The sequence below is a fragment of the Methylorubrum subtropicum genome, assembly GCF_038442325.1.
GTDB classification, from domain to species: Bacteria; Pseudomonadota; Alphaproteobacteria; order Rhizobiales; family Beijerinckiaceae; genus Methylobacterium; species Methylobacterium subtropicum.
This window is the reverse complement of the sequence record NZ_JBBXMW010000023.1, coordinates 26,295-42,747: the sequence shown is the minus strand read 5'-3', so window position 1 is coordinate 42,747 and position 16,453 is coordinate 26,295. Positions and strand designations below refer to the sequence as shown.

Annotated in this window: 17 protein-coding genes; 10 read left to right on the top strand and 7 right to left on the bottom strand. The window is 70.2% G+C overall.

The features are described from left to right. Nucleotides 1-2: 2 nt before the first annotated feature. Both AAHG03_RS23140 and bchF read right to left on the bottom strand, forming a co-directional pair. Entirely contained in the window at nt 3-1,283 is a 1,281-nt protein-coding gene (locus tag AAHG03_RS23140) for a ferredoxin:protochlorophyllide reductase (ATP-dependent) subunit N (protein WP_342153563.1), read from the bottom strand. Then, nucleotides 1,280-1,783, bottom strand: coding sequence for a 2-vinyl bacteriochlorophyllide hydratase (gene bchF, locus AAHG03_RS23135; protein WP_342153562.1), 504 nt, complete (start codon nt 1,781-1,783; stop codon nt 1,280-1,282). Before bchF ends, AAHG03_RS23140 begins: the two co-directional genes overlap by 4 nt. 255 nt (nt 1,784-2,038) lie before the next feature. On the opposite strand from bchF, the gene AAHG03_RS23130 reads away from it, so the two are divergent. The 8 genes from AAHG03_RS23130 (at nt 2,039) to AAHG03_RS23095 (ending at nt 10,470) form a co-directional block, all read left to right on the top strand. Continuing rightward, nucleotides 2,039-2,926 (top strand): cobalamin B12-binding domain-containing protein, encoded by an 888-nt coding sequence (locus AAHG03_RS23130; RefSeq protein ID WP_342153561.1) that lies wholly within the window; start codon nt 2,039-2,041, stop codon nt 2,924-2,926. A 27-nt stretch (nt 2,927-2,953) separates the two neighbouring features. After that, entirely contained in the window at nt 2,954-4,420 is a 1,467-nt protein-coding gene (ppsR, locus tag AAHG03_RS23125; protein ID WP_342153560.1) for a transcriptional regulator PpsR, read from the top strand. A gap of 115 nt (nt 4,421-4,535) precedes the next feature. Then, the gene (gene chlG, locus AAHG03_RS23120) at nt 4,536-5,426 is read left to right on the top strand and encodes a chlorophyll synthase ChlG (protein WP_342153558.1); all 891 of its coding nucleotides are present in this window, start codon (nt 4,536-4,538) and stop codon (nt 5,424-5,426) included. Continuing rightward, nucleotides 5,423-6,778, top strand: a complete 1,356-nt coding sequence (locus AAHG03_RS23115) for a BCD family MFS transporter (protein ID WP_342153556.1) — start codon at nt 5,423-5,425, stop codon at nt 6,776-6,778. The genes chlG and AAHG03_RS23115 overlap by 4 nt, the downstream gene beginning before the upstream one ends. A 4-nt stretch (nt 6,779-6,782) precedes the next feature. Further along, a complete protein-coding gene (locus AAHG03_RS23110) occupies nt 6,783-7,976 on the top strand; it encodes a geranylgeranyl diphosphate reductase (protein WP_342153554.1) in 1,194 nt (397 codons plus the stop codon). Further along, a complete protein-coding gene (locus tag AAHG03_RS23105) occupies nt 7,973-8,470 on the top strand; it encodes a TspO/MBR family protein (protein ID WP_342153552.1) in 498 nt (165 codons plus the stop codon). The genes AAHG03_RS23110 and AAHG03_RS23105 overlap by 4 nt, the downstream gene beginning before the upstream one ends. A 1-nt stretch (nt 8,471) precedes the next feature. Continuing rightward, nucleotides 8,472-8,735 (top strand): hypothetical protein, encoded by a 264-nt coding sequence (locus AAHG03_RS23100; RefSeq protein ID WP_342153550.1) that lies wholly within the window; start codon nt 8,472-8,474, stop codon nt 8,733-8,735. 136 nt (nt 8,736-8,871) lie between these two features. Next, the gene (locus tag AAHG03_RS23095) at nt 8,872-10,470 is read left to right on the top strand and encodes a c-type cytochrome (protein ID WP_342153548.1); all 1,599 of its coding nucleotides are present in this window, start codon (nt 8,872-8,874) and stop codon (nt 10,468-10,470) included. A gap of 218 nt (nt 10,471-10,688) precedes the next feature. On the opposite strand, the gene nfi is transcribed toward AAHG03_RS23095, so the two are convergent. The 4 genes from nfi to AAHG03_RS23075 all read right to left on the bottom strand — a co-directional run bounded on the left by nfi (nt 10,689) and on the right by AAHG03_RS23075 (nt 13,976). Next, nucleotides 10,689-11,351 carry a deoxyribonuclease V gene (gene nfi, locus AAHG03_RS23090; RefSeq protein WP_342153547.1) on the bottom strand — a complete coding sequence of 221 codons (663 nt, stop codon included), beginning with the start codon at nt 11,349-11,351 and terminating at the stop codon, nt 10,689-10,691. Nucleotides 11,352-11,358: 7 nt separating this feature from the next. Continuing rightward, complete coding sequence (gene ychF / locus AAHG03_RS23085) at nt 11,359-12,456, bottom strand: redox-regulated ATPase YchF (RefSeq protein ID WP_342153545.1); 1,098 nt, start codon at nt 12,454-12,456, stop codon at nt 11,359-11,361. 79 nt (nt 12,457-12,535) lie between these two features. Further along, entirely contained in the window at nt 12,536-13,180 is a 645-nt protein-coding gene (pth, locus tag AAHG03_RS23080) for an aminoacyl-tRNA hydrolase (protein WP_342153544.1), read from the bottom strand. A gap of 91 nt (nt 13,181-13,271) precedes the next feature. Further along, nucleotides 13,272-13,976, bottom strand: coding sequence for a 50S ribosomal protein L25/general stress protein Ctc (locus AAHG03_RS23075; RefSeq protein WP_342153542.1), 705 nt, complete (start codon nt 13,974-13,976; stop codon nt 13,272-13,274). Nucleotides 13,977-14,291: 315 nt separating this feature from the next. Between AAHG03_RS23075 and AAHG03_RS23070 the strand changes: the two genes are divergently transcribed. Together AAHG03_RS23070 and AAHG03_RS23065 are read left to right on the top strand one after the other, a co-directional pair. Further along, entirely contained in the window at nt 14,292-14,543 is a 252-nt protein-coding gene (locus tag AAHG03_RS23070; protein ID WP_342153540.1) for a hypothetical protein, read from the top strand. A gap of 242 nt (nt 14,544-14,785) precedes the next feature. Continuing rightward, the gene (locus AAHG03_RS23065) at nt 14,786-15,796 is read left to right on the top strand and encodes an SDR family oxidoreductase (protein ID WP_342153538.1); all 1,011 of its coding nucleotides are present in this window, start codon (nt 14,786-14,788) and stop codon (nt 15,794-15,796) included. A gap of 122 nt (nt 15,797-15,918) precedes the next feature. Here AAHG03_RS23065 and AAHG03_RS23060 read toward each other — a convergent pair whose 3' ends face one another. Continuing rightward, complete coding sequence (locus AAHG03_RS23060; protein ID WP_342153536.1) at nt 15,919-16,308, bottom strand: response regulator; 390 nt, start codon at nt 16,306-16,308, stop codon at nt 15,919-15,921. Nucleotides 16,309-16,453 lie beyond the last annotated feature (145 nt).

The window sequence follows — 16,453 nt, the reverse complement described above, 5'->3', positions numbered from 1 at the left end:
CGCTACACCTCGAGCTTCGCGCGGCGGTGGAGCGGGCGGGCGAACAGCTCGGCGAGGTCGCCGGCCTGATCGTAGCCCTGGATCGGGGTGAAGAGCAGCTCGATCGACCACTTGGTCGAGAGCCCCTCCGATTCGAGCGGGTTGGCGAGGCCGAGCCCGCAGACGGTGAGGTCGGGCCGCGCCTGACGGCAGCGGTCGAGCCCGTCGTCGAGGCTCTGGCCCTCGACGACGGCCGTGCCGGCGGGCAGGAGTTCGAGTTCGGCAGCGAGATGCGCGCGGTGCAGGTAGGGCGTGCCGACCTCGACGAGATCGGCGCCGACCTCGCGGGCGAGGAAGCGCGCCAGCGGCACTTCGAGCTGCGAATCGGGGAAGAAGAACACCCGCTTGCCCGAAAGCCGCTCGCGGTAGCGCTCCAGTGCCCGGTCGGCGCGGGCACGGCCGGGTGCCGTCACCGCTTCGAAGCGAGCCGGATCGACACCGAAGGCGTCGGCGGCGGCCCTGAGCCAGAGGGTGGTGCCCTCCGCGCCCAGCGGAAATGGAGCCGGGATGCGCCTCGCGCCGCGCTCGTCCAGCGCGCGGGCGGTGGCCGTCAGGAACGGCTGCGCCAGCAGGTAGGGCGTACCGCGGGCGACCGCCGGCATCTCGCCCGAGCGCCGCGCCGGCAGGAAGCGGGCCCGGATGCCGAGTTCCGAGAACAGCCGAGCGAACTGATCCTCGACCACGTCGGCGAGCGCGCCGACGACCAAAAGTTCGTCGCCGACCGATTCGGCCCGCGGCAGGCCGGGCACAAGGGCGTCGAGGCAGGCGTCCTCGCCCTCGGTGAAGGTGGTCTCGATGCCGGATCCCGAATAGTTGAGCACGCGCACGCCGGGCGAGAGCCGCTGCGACAGCCGCAGCGCCGCCCGCGACAGGTCGAGCTTGATCACCTCGGACGGGCAGGAGCCGACGAGGAACAGGAGCTTGATGTCCGGGCGCCGCTCGATCAGCCGGGTGACGACCCGGTCGAGTTCCTCGTTCATGTCGGCGAGGCCGGCCAGATCGCGCTCGTCGATGATCGCGGTGGCGAAGCGCGGCTCGGCGAAGATCATCACGCCGGCCGCCGACTGGATCAGGTGCGCGCAGGTGCGCGAGCCGACGACGAGGAAGAACGCGTCCTGAATCTTGCGGTGCAGCCAGACGATGCCGGTGAGCCCGCAGAAGACGGCGCGCTGGCCGCGCTCGACCCGGATGTCGGGGCCGCAATCGGCGGGAATCGGCAAGTTAATCGGCACTTGGGCGTTCATCGGGCGCCCTCCCCGGCGAGCGCCATCGAGGTCGGCGCTTCGAGGCGGGCCGCGCGCAGCTTCAGCAGGAACTGCCCGGCATTGATCAGGTAGGTGGCGTAGGCCGCGAGCGCGAGGACGAGCAGGCCGTGCGTGTCGAGGACGCCGAAGGTCAGCGCCGCGAGGTAGGCCGTGTGCAGCGCCAGCACCAGCATGCTGAACACGTCCTCCCAGTAGAAGGCCGGGGCGAACAGGTAGCGGCCGAACACGGCCTTCTCCCAGATCGAGCCCGTGATCATGATGGCGTAGAGCGTCAGCGTCTTGATCACGATCGAGGCGTGGGCGGACTCGGCGCCTGCGCCGGTCGCGAGCGTCCGCACCACCAGGGCGAGGCTCACGAGGAAAACCAGGAATTGCAGCGGAGCGAGCAGACCCTGGACCAGGGTCCATGGGGAGGCGTCGCGCCGCCGGCGCTCTTCGCTCGTGTAGAGCGGTCTCTGCTGGCCCTGGCGTTGCCGCATGGCGTCCGCCTCCGCTCTGCCTCGGACCCCGTCTGCGCAAGGCCTCTTCCCGAACGAAACCTAGGCCCAGCCCCGCAGAAGTGTCAATCCAGCTTGACGCTCGCCCTCGCTGACATTTGTTGGCGTTGTATTCATATGAGGGCATTGCCAACGCACGGAAGAGGCGTATCGTGAAGATGAACACGCCTGACGAAGGGGCGCGACAGGGCATCCTGCACTAACCTGCTTGATCCGCTGTAGCCTGGGGAGAAGCCCATGGGAGGCTGGAGGCATTACGGCGAACGCCTGGAGCTTCCTGTGCCCGCGCGGGAGTGCAGCCTCGGCGGCGAGACCCTGGCGGCCTCCGCCTTCGACGTGCAGCCGGATGCCGAGCGCATGCGCCGCCGCCTCGCGGGCGTGGTCGAGGCCGAGATCCTGCCCCGGCTGATGCTGGTCCACCGTGCCCGCACCAAGCCGGCGCCCTCGGCCCAGGACCGTCAGCCGAGCCCCGCGGACATCGAGCGGCTGTGCGATCTGCTCCTGTCGCGCACCGAGGGCGACCTTACCCTCCATCTGCTGCGCTTCCTCGACGAGGGGCTGAGCCTGGAGAGCGTGCTGGTCGAGCTGCTGACGCCCGCCGCGCGCCATATCGGCCGGCTGTGGGAGGAGGACACCTGCGACTTCATCGAGGTCACGGTGGCGCTCGGGCGGCTCCAGGCGGTCGCGCGTGATCTCTGCGCGCGCTACGGCGGCGACGACGTGGAGCCGCGCGGGCGCAGCATCCTGCTGCTGCCCTGCCCCGGCGAGACCCACGTGTTCTGCCTCGCCGTGCTGGCCGGCATTTTTCGCGAATCGGGTTGGGACGTGACGACCGCCGGGCAGGATGCCGGGGTCGATCCCGTCGATCTCGTGGCGGGGGAATGGTTCGACGTGGTCGGGCTGACGCTGTCCTGCGACGTGCTCGTCCCCAGGCTTTCGCAGACCATCGCGGCGATGCGTCAGGCATCGAACAATCCGTCCCTGAAGATCCTCGTCGGCGGACCGTATTTCGTGCGCCATCCCGACCAAGTGAGCGTCGTCGGTGCCGATGCGACCGCAGAGGATGGGCGCCTCGCCCCCTTGATTTCCGAAAGCTTGCTTGAAATGCGGTCCCGAGCCTGTTGAAAGGACCTCCTTTCGCGCCATCACGAAGTGGTGATCTTGAGCAGCTTGGCGAGCCATCCCCCGCAGCGGCCCTCTCCGGCCCTGCAACAGGCGGCCGGCCTCCTCGACAGCGAGGCGGCCGGGCTCCTGCTTGCCGCCACCAGCGATATTTCGCTGATCGTCGGCGAGGACGGCGTGATTCAGGAGACGGCCTCGGGCGCGTTCGATTTCGAATCGGAGGACATCGCCTCCTGGCGCGGGCGGCCGTGGATCGACACCGTCACCGTCGAGAGCCGGCCGAAGATCGACGCGCTGCTGCGTGACGCCGCCGCCGGGACGATGACCCGCTGGCGGCAGGTGAACCACCCCTCCCGCAACGGCCCGGACGTGCCGATCCGCTACGCGGGCCTGCGCCCGCGCAAGGGCGGGCCGATCATCGTCGTCGGCCAGGATCTGCGGACGCTGGCTGGGCTGCAGCGGCGGCTCGCCGACACGCAGCAGGCGCTGGAGCGCGACTACGACCGGCTGCGCTCCGCCGAGACCCGCTACAAGCTGCTGTTCCAGCTCTCGGGCGAGCCGGTGCTGGTCGCCGACGCCGGCACGCGCCGCGTCACCGAGGCGAACCCGGCCGCCGCGCGCCTGCTCGGGCGACCGGCGAAGCGCATCCTGGGCCAGGACGTCGCCGACCTGTTCGAGGTCTCGACCACCCGCGACATCGCCGTGCTGTTCGCCGGGCTCCGCAGCTCGGGGCAGGCCGCCGACCTCGTCGCGCGTCTCAGCGGCGGGCGGGGCGAGGCCCGGCTCTCGGCCTCGCTGTTTCGCGGCGAGGGCTCGACCGCGATCCTGCTGCGCCTCTCCCCGCTCGCCTCGGCGCAGGCCGGGCAGCCCGGCGACGGGAGCGCCCTCGACGTGATTCGGCGGATGCCGGAGGCCTTCGTCGTCACCGATCCGGGACGGCGCATCCTCACCGCCAACACCGCCTTCCTCGACCTCGTGCAGCTCGCCACCGAAGAGCAGGTGCGCGGCCAGACCCTCGACCGCTGGCTCGGGCGCGAGGAAACCGAGGCGCTCGCCCTGTTCGCGACGCTCCGCGAGCACGGCTCGGTGCGCCACTTCTCCACGGTGATGCGCGGTCAGTACGGCTCGGTCGAGGATGTCGAGGTCGCCGCCGTCTCCGCGCCCGCGGCCGAGCAGCCGTGCCTCGGCTTCACGATCCGGGCGACGCCGCGCCGGGCCGCGCCGGTCCACACGGTCGGGCACGATCTGCCCCGCTCCGTCGAGCAGATGACCGAACTCGTCGGTCGCGTCTCGATGAAGGCGCTGGTGCGCGAGACCACCGACCTGATCGAGAAGCTGTGCATCGAGGCGGCCCTGCGCATCACCCGCGACAACCGCGCCTCGGCCGCGGAAATGCTGGGCCTGAGCCGCCAGGGGCTCTATGCCAAGATGCGCCGCTACGGCATCGGCGACCTCGATGCGGGCGAGGCCGAGCCGGCCCCCGACGGCGAGGCGTGACGCGGTTGCATGAATTATCATGCATGCCGGCAAAATAACGCTCTGTCACCCGAACGTGTCGTTGCAAGTGTAAAGTCCGCTTGACAGGCGCAGGGGCCGGTCACAAGCTCCGGGCATGGCCAGCACGCCCGCCCCCAGCGCTGTCGTCGAGCTTCTCAAGCCGATCACGTGGTTCGCGCCGATGTGGGCCTTCGCCTGCGGGGTCGTGTCCTCGGGCCAAGCCCCCTCGGGGCAGTGGCCGGTGATCGCCGCGGGGGTTGTGCTCGCGGGGCCGCTCGTCTGCGCCACCAGTCAGGCGGCCAACGACTGGTTCGACCGCCACGTCGATGCCATCAACGAGCCGGACCGGCCGATTCCCTCCGGGCGCATCCCCGGCCGCTGGGGGTTGTATCTCGCCGCCGGCTGGACGGTGCTGTCGCTCCTCGTCGCCGCGATGCTCGGGCCGTGGATCCTGGGCGCGGCCCTGTTCGGCCTCGTGCTGGCCTGGATCTATTCCGCGCCGCCGATCCGGTTGAAGCGCAACGGCTGGTGGGGCAACGCCGCCTGCGGCCTCTGCTACGAGGGCCTGCCCTGGTTCACCGGGGCCGCCGTGATGGCCACCGCGATGCCGGACAGCCGCGTCGTCGCCGTCGCGCTGCTCTACGCCATCGGCGCCCACGGCATCATGACGCTGAACGACTTCAAGTCGATCGAGGGCGACCGGGCGCTTGGCCTGCGCTCGATTCCGGTGCAGATGGGCCCGCGCTACGCCGCCCTGTTCGCCTGCCTCGTGATGGCGCTGCCGCAGACCGTGGTGGTCTCGCTGCTGCTCAGCTGGGACCGGCCCTGGCACGCTGGAAGCGTCGCCCTGCTGCTCGCCGGCCAGCTCGCCCTGATGGCGCGCTTCCTGAAAGAGCCCCGCGCCCGCGCCGCCTGGTACAACGGCACCGGCACGACGCTCTACGTGATCGGCATGCTGGTCGCGGCTTTCGCCCTGCGGCCCCTCGTGCAAGGGGTCGGGCCATGAGCACGACCACTGCCGCCTCGTTCTCCTGGCTCCAGATCGTCCGGCTCGGCCTCGTCCAGACGGCGCTCGGCGCCGTCGTCGTGCTGATGACCTCGACCATCAACCGCGTGATGGTGGTGGAACTGGCGCTGCCCGCGATGGTGCCGGGCGCGCTGGTGGCGCTCCACTACGCCGCGCAGGTGCTGCGCCCGCGCTGGGGCTACGGCTCGGATGTCGGCGGGCGGCGCACCACGTGGATCGTCGGCGGCATGGCCGCCCTGTGCCTCGGCGGCTTCGGCGCCGCGGTCGCCACGGCTCTCGCCGAGACCGCGCTGACGGCGGGGCTCGCGCTCGCGGTCGCCTCGTTCCTCCTCGTCGGCATGGGCGCGGGCGCGGCGGGCACCAACCTCCTCGTCCTGCTCGCCACCGGCGTCGAATCGAGCCGGCGGGGAGCTGCGGCGACCATCGTCTGGGTAATGATGATCGCGGGCTTCGCGGTCACCGCCCCGCTCGCCGGCCACTTCCTCGATCCGTTCTCGGGGCTGCGGCTCGTCTCGGTCTCCGGCACCGTGTCGGCCATCGCCTTCGCGGTGGCGGCGATGGCCGTGATGGGGCTCGAACAACGCCGGGAGCCGTCTGGCGCGACCCAAACTCCCAAAAAGCCGTTCCGCGCGGTGCTGGCGCAGGTGCTGGCGGAGCCGGCGGCGCGGCGCTTCACGCTGTTCGTCTTCGTGTCGATGCTGGCCTACAGCGCGCAGGAACTGATCCTCGAGCCTTATGCCGGCCTCGTCTTCGCGATGACGCCCGGCGCCACCACCAAGCTCGCCGGGTTGCAGCACGGCGGCGTACTGGCCGGGATGCTGTTTGTCGCCGGCATCACCGTCTTCATCGGCGGGCCGGTGCTCGGCTCGCTCAAGGTCTGGACCGCGGTCGGCTGCGGGCTCTCGGCGCTGGCGCTCGCGGCGATTGCCGTCGGCGGTCCGATCGGGCCGGATTTCCCGCTGCGCGCCGCGGTCGGCGCGCTCGGCTTCGGCAACGGCGTCTACGCGGTCGCCGCCATCGGCTCGATGATGGCGCTCGCCGGTCGCGGCGGCGAAGCCGAGCGCGGCACCCGCATGGGCGTGTGGGGCGCGGCCCAAGGCATCGCCTTCGGCACGGGCGGCTTCTCGGGGACGCTCGCGGTCGATCTGGCTCGTCTCGTCGCGTCCGAGCCCGTCTACGCCTACGCCGCGGTCTTCGCCTGCGAAGCGGTTCTGTTCGTCGTCGCCCTGCTGATCGCTCTACGGGTCGAGCACGCCTCCGTCGGGCGGCGCGCCAACCCGTTGACGCAGGCGGCCTCCTTCCAGCTCAATCCCGGATTCGACGCGAGGTAGCCCCATGACCCACCACGGCGCTCCCGAGACCTTCGACGTCGTGGTGGTGGGCGGCGGCCCCGCGGGCGCGACCGCGGCGACCGATCTGGCGCGGGCCGGCCGCAAGGTGCTGCTCCTCGACCGGGCGGGCCGGATCAAGCCCTGCGGCGGCGCGATCCCGCCGCGCCTGATCCGCGACTTCGCCATCCCCGACGACCTGCTGCTCGCCCGCATCCGCAGCGCCCGGATGATCGCGCCGAGCGCGCGCCACGTCGACATGCCGGTCGGCGACGGCTTCGTCGGCATGGTCGATCGCGCCCAGTTCGATCCCTGGCTGCGTGATCGCGCCCGGCTCGCCGGGGCGGAGTGCCGTGACGGCCTGTTCGAGCGCATCTCCCGCGATGAGCCCGACGCGACCACGGTGCACTACCGTGCGGGCAAGGACGGGCCGGAGACGCAGGTCAGGACCCGCCTCGTCATCGGCGCCGACGGCGCCGGCTCGCCCGTGGGCCGGGCCGAGATTCCGGGCCACGCCAAGATGCGGCAGGTCTTCGCCTATCACGAGATAGTCCGCAGCCCGCCGAGCGAGACCCACGACGGCACCCGCTGCGACGTCTACTACCAGGGCCGCCTCTCGCCGGACTTCTACGCCTGGATCTTCCCCCACGGCGACACGATGAGCATCGGCACCGGCAGCATGCGCAAAGGCTTCTCCCTGCGCTCGGCGATCCGCGACCTGCGGGCGTCGACCGGCCTCGATTCCTGCGAGACGGTGCGCCGCGAGGGCGCGCCGATCCCGTTGAAGCCGCTGAAGCGCTGGGACAACGGCCGCGACGTGCTGCTCGCGGGCGACGCGGCCGGCGTCGTCGCCCCGGCCTCGGGCGAGGGCATCTACTACGCCATGCTCGGCGGGCGGCTCTCGGCGGAAGCCGCCGAATCCTTCCTCGCCACCGGCGACGCCAAGGTGCTGACCACCGCGCGCAAGAAATTCATGCGGTTGCACGGGCGCGTGTTCTGGATCCTCGGGATGATGCAGTGGGTCTGGTACCGCAGCGATGGCCTGCGCGAGCGCTTCGTCTCGATCTGCAAGGACAAGGACGTCCAGCAGCTCACCTGGGACGCCTACATGAACAAGGAACTGGTGCGCGCCAAACCCGCTGCGCACGCAAAGATCTTCTTCAAGGATCTGGCGCACCTGTTCCGCTGGGTCTCGCCGTGACGGCATGGCTCGCGGGCGATTGGGGCCCGGTTCTCGTCACCGCCTTCGCGGCGGTCATCGTCGCGGTCGCCGGCGGGATGGCGACGCGCACCGACGCTTGGTACTTCGCGCTGCGCGTCCCCGCCTGGAAGCCGCCGGACTGGGCGTTCGGGCCGATCTGGACAGTCATCATCGTTCTGACGGCGGCCTCCGCGGTCATCGCCTGGAACGCCGACCCGGACCCCGCCGCCCGCGCCCGGCTGGTCGCGGCGTTCACGGTCAACAGCGTCCTCAACATCGCCTGGAGCTGGATCTTCTTCCGCCTGCGCCGGCCGGACTGGGCGCTCGCCGAGGTCGGCCTGCTGTGGCTCTCCATCGTCGCGCTGGCGCCCACCGCGGGCCACGCCTCGCTGCTCGCGGGGCTCCTGAACCTGCCCTACCTCGCCTGGGTCGGCGTCGCGGCCTGCCTCAACCTCACCATCGTGCGGCTCAACCGGCCGCCGCGGGAGGCGTGAGATGGCCGAGTGGTTCGCAAGCGGTCGCATCGTCGATGTCATCGTGGCGCTGGTGGCGCTCGAAGCCCTGCTGCTGGTCGGCCTGCGGTGGCGGTTCGGCCGCGGGCCGCGGCCCGCCGCGCTGCTGTCGAACCTCGCCTCGGGCGCGGCTTTGATGCTGGCGGTGCGGGCCGCGCTGACGGGCGCGGACTGGCCTGTCGTGGCGGCGTGGCTCCTTGCCGCGCTTTTCGCCCATCTCACGGAAATGATGATCAGATTTCGGTGAGTCCCTGGGCCGGAATCGGGTGCCTGTGACTGTTTGAACTGGAACAACCGGGACTGTCTCGCGTTGCGAGCCCGTTCCACTACTGACAACGAGACCAACCGAGGCCGGGGTCGTCACCTTTCGGGAGACCGGGTTCATGACACGACGTACCGCACGCGGCTCCGCCTGGCTCGCCCTGGCCGCCCTGTTCACGGCCGGGCCGGCTTTGGCCCAAGGTGCCGATGCGGATCTGATCAAACGCGGCGAGTACCTCGTTACCGCAGGTGATTGCGTCGCCTGCCACACCGCGCCGGGCGGCAAGCCGTTTGCCGGCAATTACGGCCTCAACACCCCGATCGGCCTCATCATGACGCCGAACCTCACGCCCGACAACGAGACGGGCATCGGCAAGTGGAACTACGAGACCTTCGAGAAGGCGTTCCGCCACGGCATCGGCGACGAAGGCGAATATCTGTATCCGGCCTTCCCGTTCGCTTGGTACACCAAGGTCAGCGACGAGGACACCAAGGCGATCTTCGCCTACCTCAAGTCGCTCGAACCGGTGAGCGAGAAGCGGAAGGAGAGCCAGATCCCCTTCCCGTTCAACATCCGCACCGCGCTGATCACGTGGCGCACCGCGTTCTTCACCGAAGCCCGCTTCAAGCCCGATCCGAACGTGAGCGAGGAGGTCAACCGCGGCGCCTACCTCGTCGAGGGGCTGGGTCACTGCGGCATGTGCCACAACGAGCGCAAGATCGTCGGCAATTCGAGCCTCGCGGGCAAGCTCGGCGGCGGCGTCATCGACGGCTGGTACGCCCCCAACATCACGCCGGACGGCCACCAGGGCATCGGCGCATGGAAGGACGAGGAGGTCGTCACCTACCTCAAGACCGGCACGGCGCCGGGCAACCGCCCCGGCGTCGCCGCGGGCCCGATGCGCCAGACCATTGAGGAATCGCTCTCGAAGATGACCGATTCCGACCTCAAGGCGATGGTCGCTTATTTGCGTACGGTGCCGGCCAAGCAGACCTACAAGGAGAAGGATCTCCAGGCCTTCAACCAGCCCGGCGCGCCGGGGGCAGATGTCTATCTCAGCTACTGCTCGTCCTGCCACCGGCCCGACGGCACGGGCGTGCCGGGCGCGATTCCGGCGCTGGCCGGCAACACTTCGGTCCAGTCGGCCGGTCCCGAGACGGTGCTGCGGGTGATCTACGGCGGCCTCGCGGCGCAGAGCGGCTACGCCCCGATGCCGGCGATCGGCCAGGACATGACCGAGCAGCAGGTCAAGGACGTGACCGACTACATCCGCAATTCCTGGGGCAACAAGGCTCCGGTGATGAACTCGGGCAGCGCCGTCTCCGAGGCCAAGGCCGCGACGCAGACGATGCTGTCGGGCACCGCGCCCTGCGCCCAGATCGAGCAGGAGAACGTCAAGAAGGCGATCGACGACAACGGCGTCGTCGCCGAGCTGAAGGGCCTGACCCCGAACGACTTCATCCCCAAGCTCGTCACCATCGTGCCGAAGGTGAAGGCGGCCGCCCAGGGCGCCAAGGACGACGACATCGTCAACGGCCTCACCACCGCCTATTGCCACGCCGCCCGCGACGAGCCCGGCGACGGCAAGCTGAGCTGGCCGGCCCGGATCGGCTCCTTCGCCAACCTCGCCTACAGCCAGATCAAGCACCCGGAGCGGCAGGCCAGCACCACCCCGGGCCAACCGCCGGCCAGCGGCGCCAGCCCGATGAAGCAGCAATAGGCTCTGTCGGCAGACGGCTCGGATCGCGGAGGGGGCGGAGGCGCAGGTGCCGGCGCCCTTCTTCGTGTTTGCGAGAGGACGCCGAAGCCGCGCAGGGCGCGACCTGTCCGGAGGGAGCGCAGTCCGGAAAACGATCAGCTCGGAAGCGGCGGCGCGCCGGATCGCCTTACCCTGAAGACACGCTTCACGCGGTCGGCATCGCGCACCGGGCGACCGGCTCAGAAGTCTCCCGCGGCCTTGTGCGCCAGCCGGATCGGCTCCGGCAGCCGGTACTTCGGGGTGCAGGCCAGCACCAGGGCGACCGCGCTCGGGATGTCGGCCAAGTGTCCCGGCGAGACGAACAGCGGGAGTGTGCCCGTCCGCGTGCGGACCACCGCACCGATGGTCTCGCCCCGGTCGATCAGCGGGACATGCGCGCCCTTCTCCTCCGGGAGCGGCGCGTGGGTGCCCACGAGCCGCGTCTTGCCGACGCCGACGGTCGGGCGCTCCAACCACAGGCCCATGTGACTCGCGATGCCGATGCGGCGCGGGTGCGCCGTGCCCATGCCGTCGAACAGGAAGGCGTCGGGCTCGGCCTTGAGCCGCCCGAACGCCTCCTCCAGCACCGGCCCCTCGCGAAAGCTGAGGAGGCCGGGCACGTAGGGGAACGGCGTCGGCCGCTCGGCGGTGGCGATCTCGACCACGAGGAAGCCGGGCAGCGTCACGACCACCACCGCGGCGCGGGAGCGCTCGCGCTTCACGCTGACATCGACGCCCGCCACGAGGCGCACGCCCGACAGGTCTATGGCGCGGTCCGCCACCACTGCGCCGCGCAGGCGCTTCTGAAGCGCCACCGCCTCGGACGGCGTCAGGTCCCAGGCGTGGCGCGGGTGGAGTTGCAACGCGCGTTCAGTTGGCGAAGCGGAAGTGCAGCACGTCGCCGTCCTGCACGATGTACTCCTTGCCCTCCAGCCGCAGCTTGCCGGCGTCGCGCGCGCCCGACTCGCCGTTGAGCGCGGTGTAGTCCTTGTACGCGATGGTTTCGGCGCGGATGAAACCCTTCTCGAAGTCGGTGTGGATCACGCCCGCCGCCGCCGGGGCGCGGGTGCCCTTGGTGATCGTCCAGGCGCGGGCCTCCTTCGGGCCGACCGTGAAGTAGGTGACGAGGCCGAGCAGGTCGTAGCCCGCGCGGATCACCCGGTTGAGGCCGGGCTCGGTCAGGCCGACCGCTTCCAAAAACTCGCCCTGGTCGGCGACCGGCATCACCGCGATCTCGCTCTCGATCTTGGCCGAGACCACCACCGCCACGGCACCCTCGGCCTTGGCCCGGTCGAACACCGCCTGCGAGTGGGCGTTGCCCTCGTCGGCATCGCCCTCGTCCACGTTACAGACGTAGAGGACGGGCTTGGCCGTCATCAGGCCGAGCTGCTGGAACAGCCGCTCCTCGTCGGCCTTTCGCTCGACGAGGCGGGCGGGCTTGCCGTCGCGCAGGAGCGGCAGGGCGCGGTTGACGAGGTCCAGAAATTCCTTGGCCTCCTTGTCGGAGCCCTTGGCGCGCTTCTCCAGCGCCACGACGCGCTTTTCCAGGCTGTCGAGGTCGGCCAGCATCAGCTCGGTCTCGATGGTCTCGATGTCGGCGATCGGATCGACCTTGCCCTCGACATGGGTCACGTCGCCGTCCTCGAAACAGCGCACCACGTGGGCGATGGCATCGACCTCGCGGATGTTGGCCAGGAACTGGTTGCCGAGCCCCTCGCCCTTCGAGGCGCCGCGCACGAGGCCAGCGATGTCCACGAAGGTCAGCCGCGTCGGGATGATTTCTTTCGACGAGGCGATCTTCGCCAAGGCATCCAGGCGCGGATCGGGCACCGCCACCTCACCGACGTTGGGCTCGATGGTGCAGAACGGATAATTGGCGGCCTGCGCCGCCGCCGTCTGGGTCAGCGCGTTGAAGAGGGTCGACTTGCCGACGTTCGGCAGGCCGACGATGCCGCATTTGAAGCCCATGGCTGGTCCTAAAGGTCTTGTTGGATCGGTCGGGAGCCGCGCCCGGTTACGGGCTCCATCGGATTCCGGCGTCGCCGTGTCAATTCGCGTCTTTGGACGCGTCGCGCGCTTTCGCCTTCCCGGCCTCCGCCGGGGTCTTCACCGTGTCCCAGCCGCGGCCGGCCATGGCGAGGTGGACCTTGTTCTGGAAGCTCGCATCCTCGCCCGCGGCCATCACGGCGGCGTGGTCGGCGATGGCCCGGCACAGGTCCTCGACCCACGGCTCCTCCGACTTGGCGAAGTCGTTCAGCACGTAGGCGTGCACCAAGGCCTTGTCGCCGGGGTGGCCGATGCCGAGCCGGACCCGGCGGTATTCGTTGCCGCATTGGGCGGTGATCGAGCGCAGGCCGTTATGGCCGGCATTCCCGCCGCCGAGCTTCACCCGGAGCTTGGCCGGCGCCAGATCGAGTTCGTCGTGCAGCACGATCACGTCGGCGAGGGCGATCTTGAAGAAGCGCTGCGCCTCGCCGACCGAGCGGCCGGACTCGTTCATGAAGGTCTGCGGCTTCAGGAGGATGGCGCGCTCGGTGCCGAGCACGACCTCCGTGGCCTCGCCCTGGAAGCGGCGGCGGAAGGGGGCGGCGCGGTGGACGCGGGCGATCTCGTCCACGGCCAGGAAGCCGATGTTGTGGCGGTTTCGCGCGTAGCGCGGGCCGGGATTCCCCAAGCCGACGATGAGCCGCATCGCGTGCCCCTTTCCACATGAAAATGCCCCGGCCGGGCGGCCGGGGCATCGTTCTCGAATGACCGGGCGCGGACAACGCGCCCGGACCGGATCACTCCTTGTCCGAACCCTCGGACTTCTCGTCGGACTCGCCCTCGGCCTCCTCGGCCTCGGCTTCGGCCTTCTCCTCGGCAGCCTCGGCGGACTGCGCCTCGGCGATCGCGGCCTCCTCGGCCTCGACCTCGGCGCCGAGCACCGTCGGCGGGACGATGTTGGCGACCGGATCGGTCGACTCGCCGGTATAGGTGCCGGCCGGGATCTTGAGGTCGGCGACCGTGATGACGTCGCCGATGGCGTGGCCGGTGAGGTCGCCCTCGACCGCCTCGGGGATCTGGTCGGGCGCGACTTCGAGCTCGATCGTGAACGCCGTCACGTTGAGCGTGCCGCCCTCCTTCTTGATGCCGGGGGCCTCGTCCTCGTTCACGAAGTGGACCGGGACATCGACCGTGACGGTCTGGCCGGCGACGACGCGCAGGAAGTCGACATGCAGCGGCACGCCGGAGACCGGGTCGAGCTGGTAGTCGCGCGGGATCGCGCGGACCTTCTTGCCGCCGACCTTGATGTCGAACAGCGTGGTCTTGAAGCCGCCGGCGTAGATCAGCGTGCGGGTGCGGATGAGTTCGATGGCGATGGCCTGCGGAGCCTGGTTGCCGCCGTAGATGACGGCGGGAATCTGGCCCTGGCGACGAACGGCCCGGGCGGCCCCCTTGCCGACCCGGTCGCGTGCCACGGCCTCAAGCGACTTCGATGCGCTCATGGCGTGATCCTTCGATAGAAAAATGGAGCTGAGACAAACGACAAAGGCCGCCCGAAGCGGACGGCCCGACCGATCCCCAGCGCGCCCGTGCCTCCAAGGGTGTCTCAAGGGCGCGAGGCGCGCATACACGGGAATGCCGACGCTGGCAACGCCGCGCAGCGGATATTGCAACGCGGCATGATGTTGTCAGGCTTATGAAGTCACCGGCCCTTCGCGTGCGTTGCATCAACTCGTTTATGGAAGAATTGAAACGCCGATTCGGGAACGGCCCGTGATCGCGTCGCGTTCTCAACCGACAACAAATCGGAGGAAACCATGACCCGCCTCTCGCTCGCCCTCCTCGCCACGCTCGCGCTGGGCGGCACGGCGCTCGCCACCGAGCAGCCCGGCGCCTCCGGCAACGCCCCCGGGCACGAGATGAAGCAGGGCGACGGCAAGAAGATGCAGGGCTCGCCCAACGCCGCGGGCTTCGACAAGAGCAAGTCGGACACGACCGGCTCCACCGCGCCGGGCCAGGGCTCGGGCGCCGCCAGCGCCACCAGCAGCGACAGCAAGGCGAAGCAGTAACGAACGCCGCCGTCGGCATCTCCCACCCAATCCCCTCATCCTGAGGTGCCCCTTGCCCCGGCAAGGGGCCTCGAAGGAGGGCTCCAGTAGACGCGCGATCCCTGGAGCCCTCCTTCGAGGCTGCTTCGCAGCACCTCAGGATGAGGGCGTGAATGGGAAAGGCCGCGCGCAAACCTGCGACAGCGCGCCCCGCAACGACGGCCCGCGCCCGCAGTTCCTCCGGCTCCGACAGAGGAGCCGCCATGGCCACCGACGACACCCCGCGCAATCCGCTCTCCCGCCGTCAGCTGGTGGGAGGCGTCGGCAGCCTCGCCCTGGCGGCAACCGGCTCGGTTGCCGCCGGCACGGCGTCGGCGCAGGAAGCCACCGCGCCGCCGCTGACCGACCCGATCAGCAAATACCCCAAGCCGCCGTTCAAGCGGCAGTCGCAGCCCTGGCCGGGGCTCGCCAGCCGCATGGAGCCGAGGCCCGATCACGGCGAGACGAGCTATCGCGGTTCGGGCCGGCTTGCCGGGCGCAAGGCGCTGATCACCGGCGGCGATTCCGGCATGGGCCGGGCGGCGGCCATCGCGTTCGCCCGCGAGGGCGCGGATGTCGCGATCAACTACCACCCCGATGAGGAGCCCGACGCCCGCGAGGTCATCGAGATCATCCAGGCGGCGGGCCGGAAGGGCGTCGCGATCCCCGGCGACCTGCGCGACGAGGGCTTCTGCCGCGATCTGGTCGAGCGGGCGGTGCGGGACCTCGGCGGGCTCGACATCCTCGTGAGCAACGCGGCGCGCCAGCAGGCGCACGATTCGATCCTCGACCTCTCCAGCGAGCAGTTCGACTGGACGATGAAGACGAACATCTACGCGCCGTTCTGGATCATCAAGGCGGCGCTGCCGCACCTGAAGCCGGGCTCGGCGATCATCGCCACCACCTCGGAACAGGCGACCGACCCGACGCCCGATCTCTACGACTACGCGCAGACCAAGGCGGCGACGACGAACTTCGTGCGCTCGCTGGGCAAACAGCTCGCGAAGAAGGGCATCCGGGTCAACGGCGTGGCGCCGGGGCCGATCTGGACGCCGCTGCAGGTCTCGGGCGGCGCCTCGATGGAGAAGCTCGAAAAATTCGGCGCGATGACGCCGTTCGGCCGCCCCGGCCAGCCGGTCGAACTCGCCGGCATCTACGTGCAGTTGGCCTCGTCGGACGGCAGCTACGCCACCGGACAGGTCTACGGTGCCGCGGGCGGCAACGGGCTTCCCTGAAGAGAGAAGTCGGCGCCGGAGCATCGGCCCGAAAGGTGGGAACCGGCTTTCGGCAACAGCCGATGCGGCACAAGAAATGGAGAAGCGTCCTGGATCGTAGATCCGGGACGCTTCGAGGGTTCTTAGCCCTGCGCGCCGACGATGGCGGCGATCAGCGTGCGCTTGAGATCGGCCTGGCTGAACGGCTTCTGCACCACCGGGCGATCCCGGAACGGCTCGCGGATGCCCGCGCCGCCGTAGCCCGTGGAGAACACGATCGGCAGGTTGCGCTCGGCGATGGCCTCGGCGACCGGGTAGATCGGCTCGCCCGCCACGTTCACGTCGAGGATGGCGACGGTGAAGTCCTCCGCGCGCGCCATCTCCAGGGCGGTGGCGAGCCGCGCGGCCGGGCCGACGATCTCGCAGCCGAAATCGAGGAGCATGTCCTCGAGCAGCATCGAGATGGCGGCCTCGTCCTCCACCACGAGCACGCGGGCGCCCGTCAGACGATCCTCGTTCGAATCCACACTCACGCCGGGTCGTCTTCCCTCAGATCCGTTGTCGTGACGGAGAGCCTCGGCCGCTCCGGCTCGCATCCCGAGGCGATTCGCACGGGGCGACACCGGCCGCCGCACGGCCCGCGCCCCCGTCCGGCTCCCGCCCCGGCTCAGGGCAGGC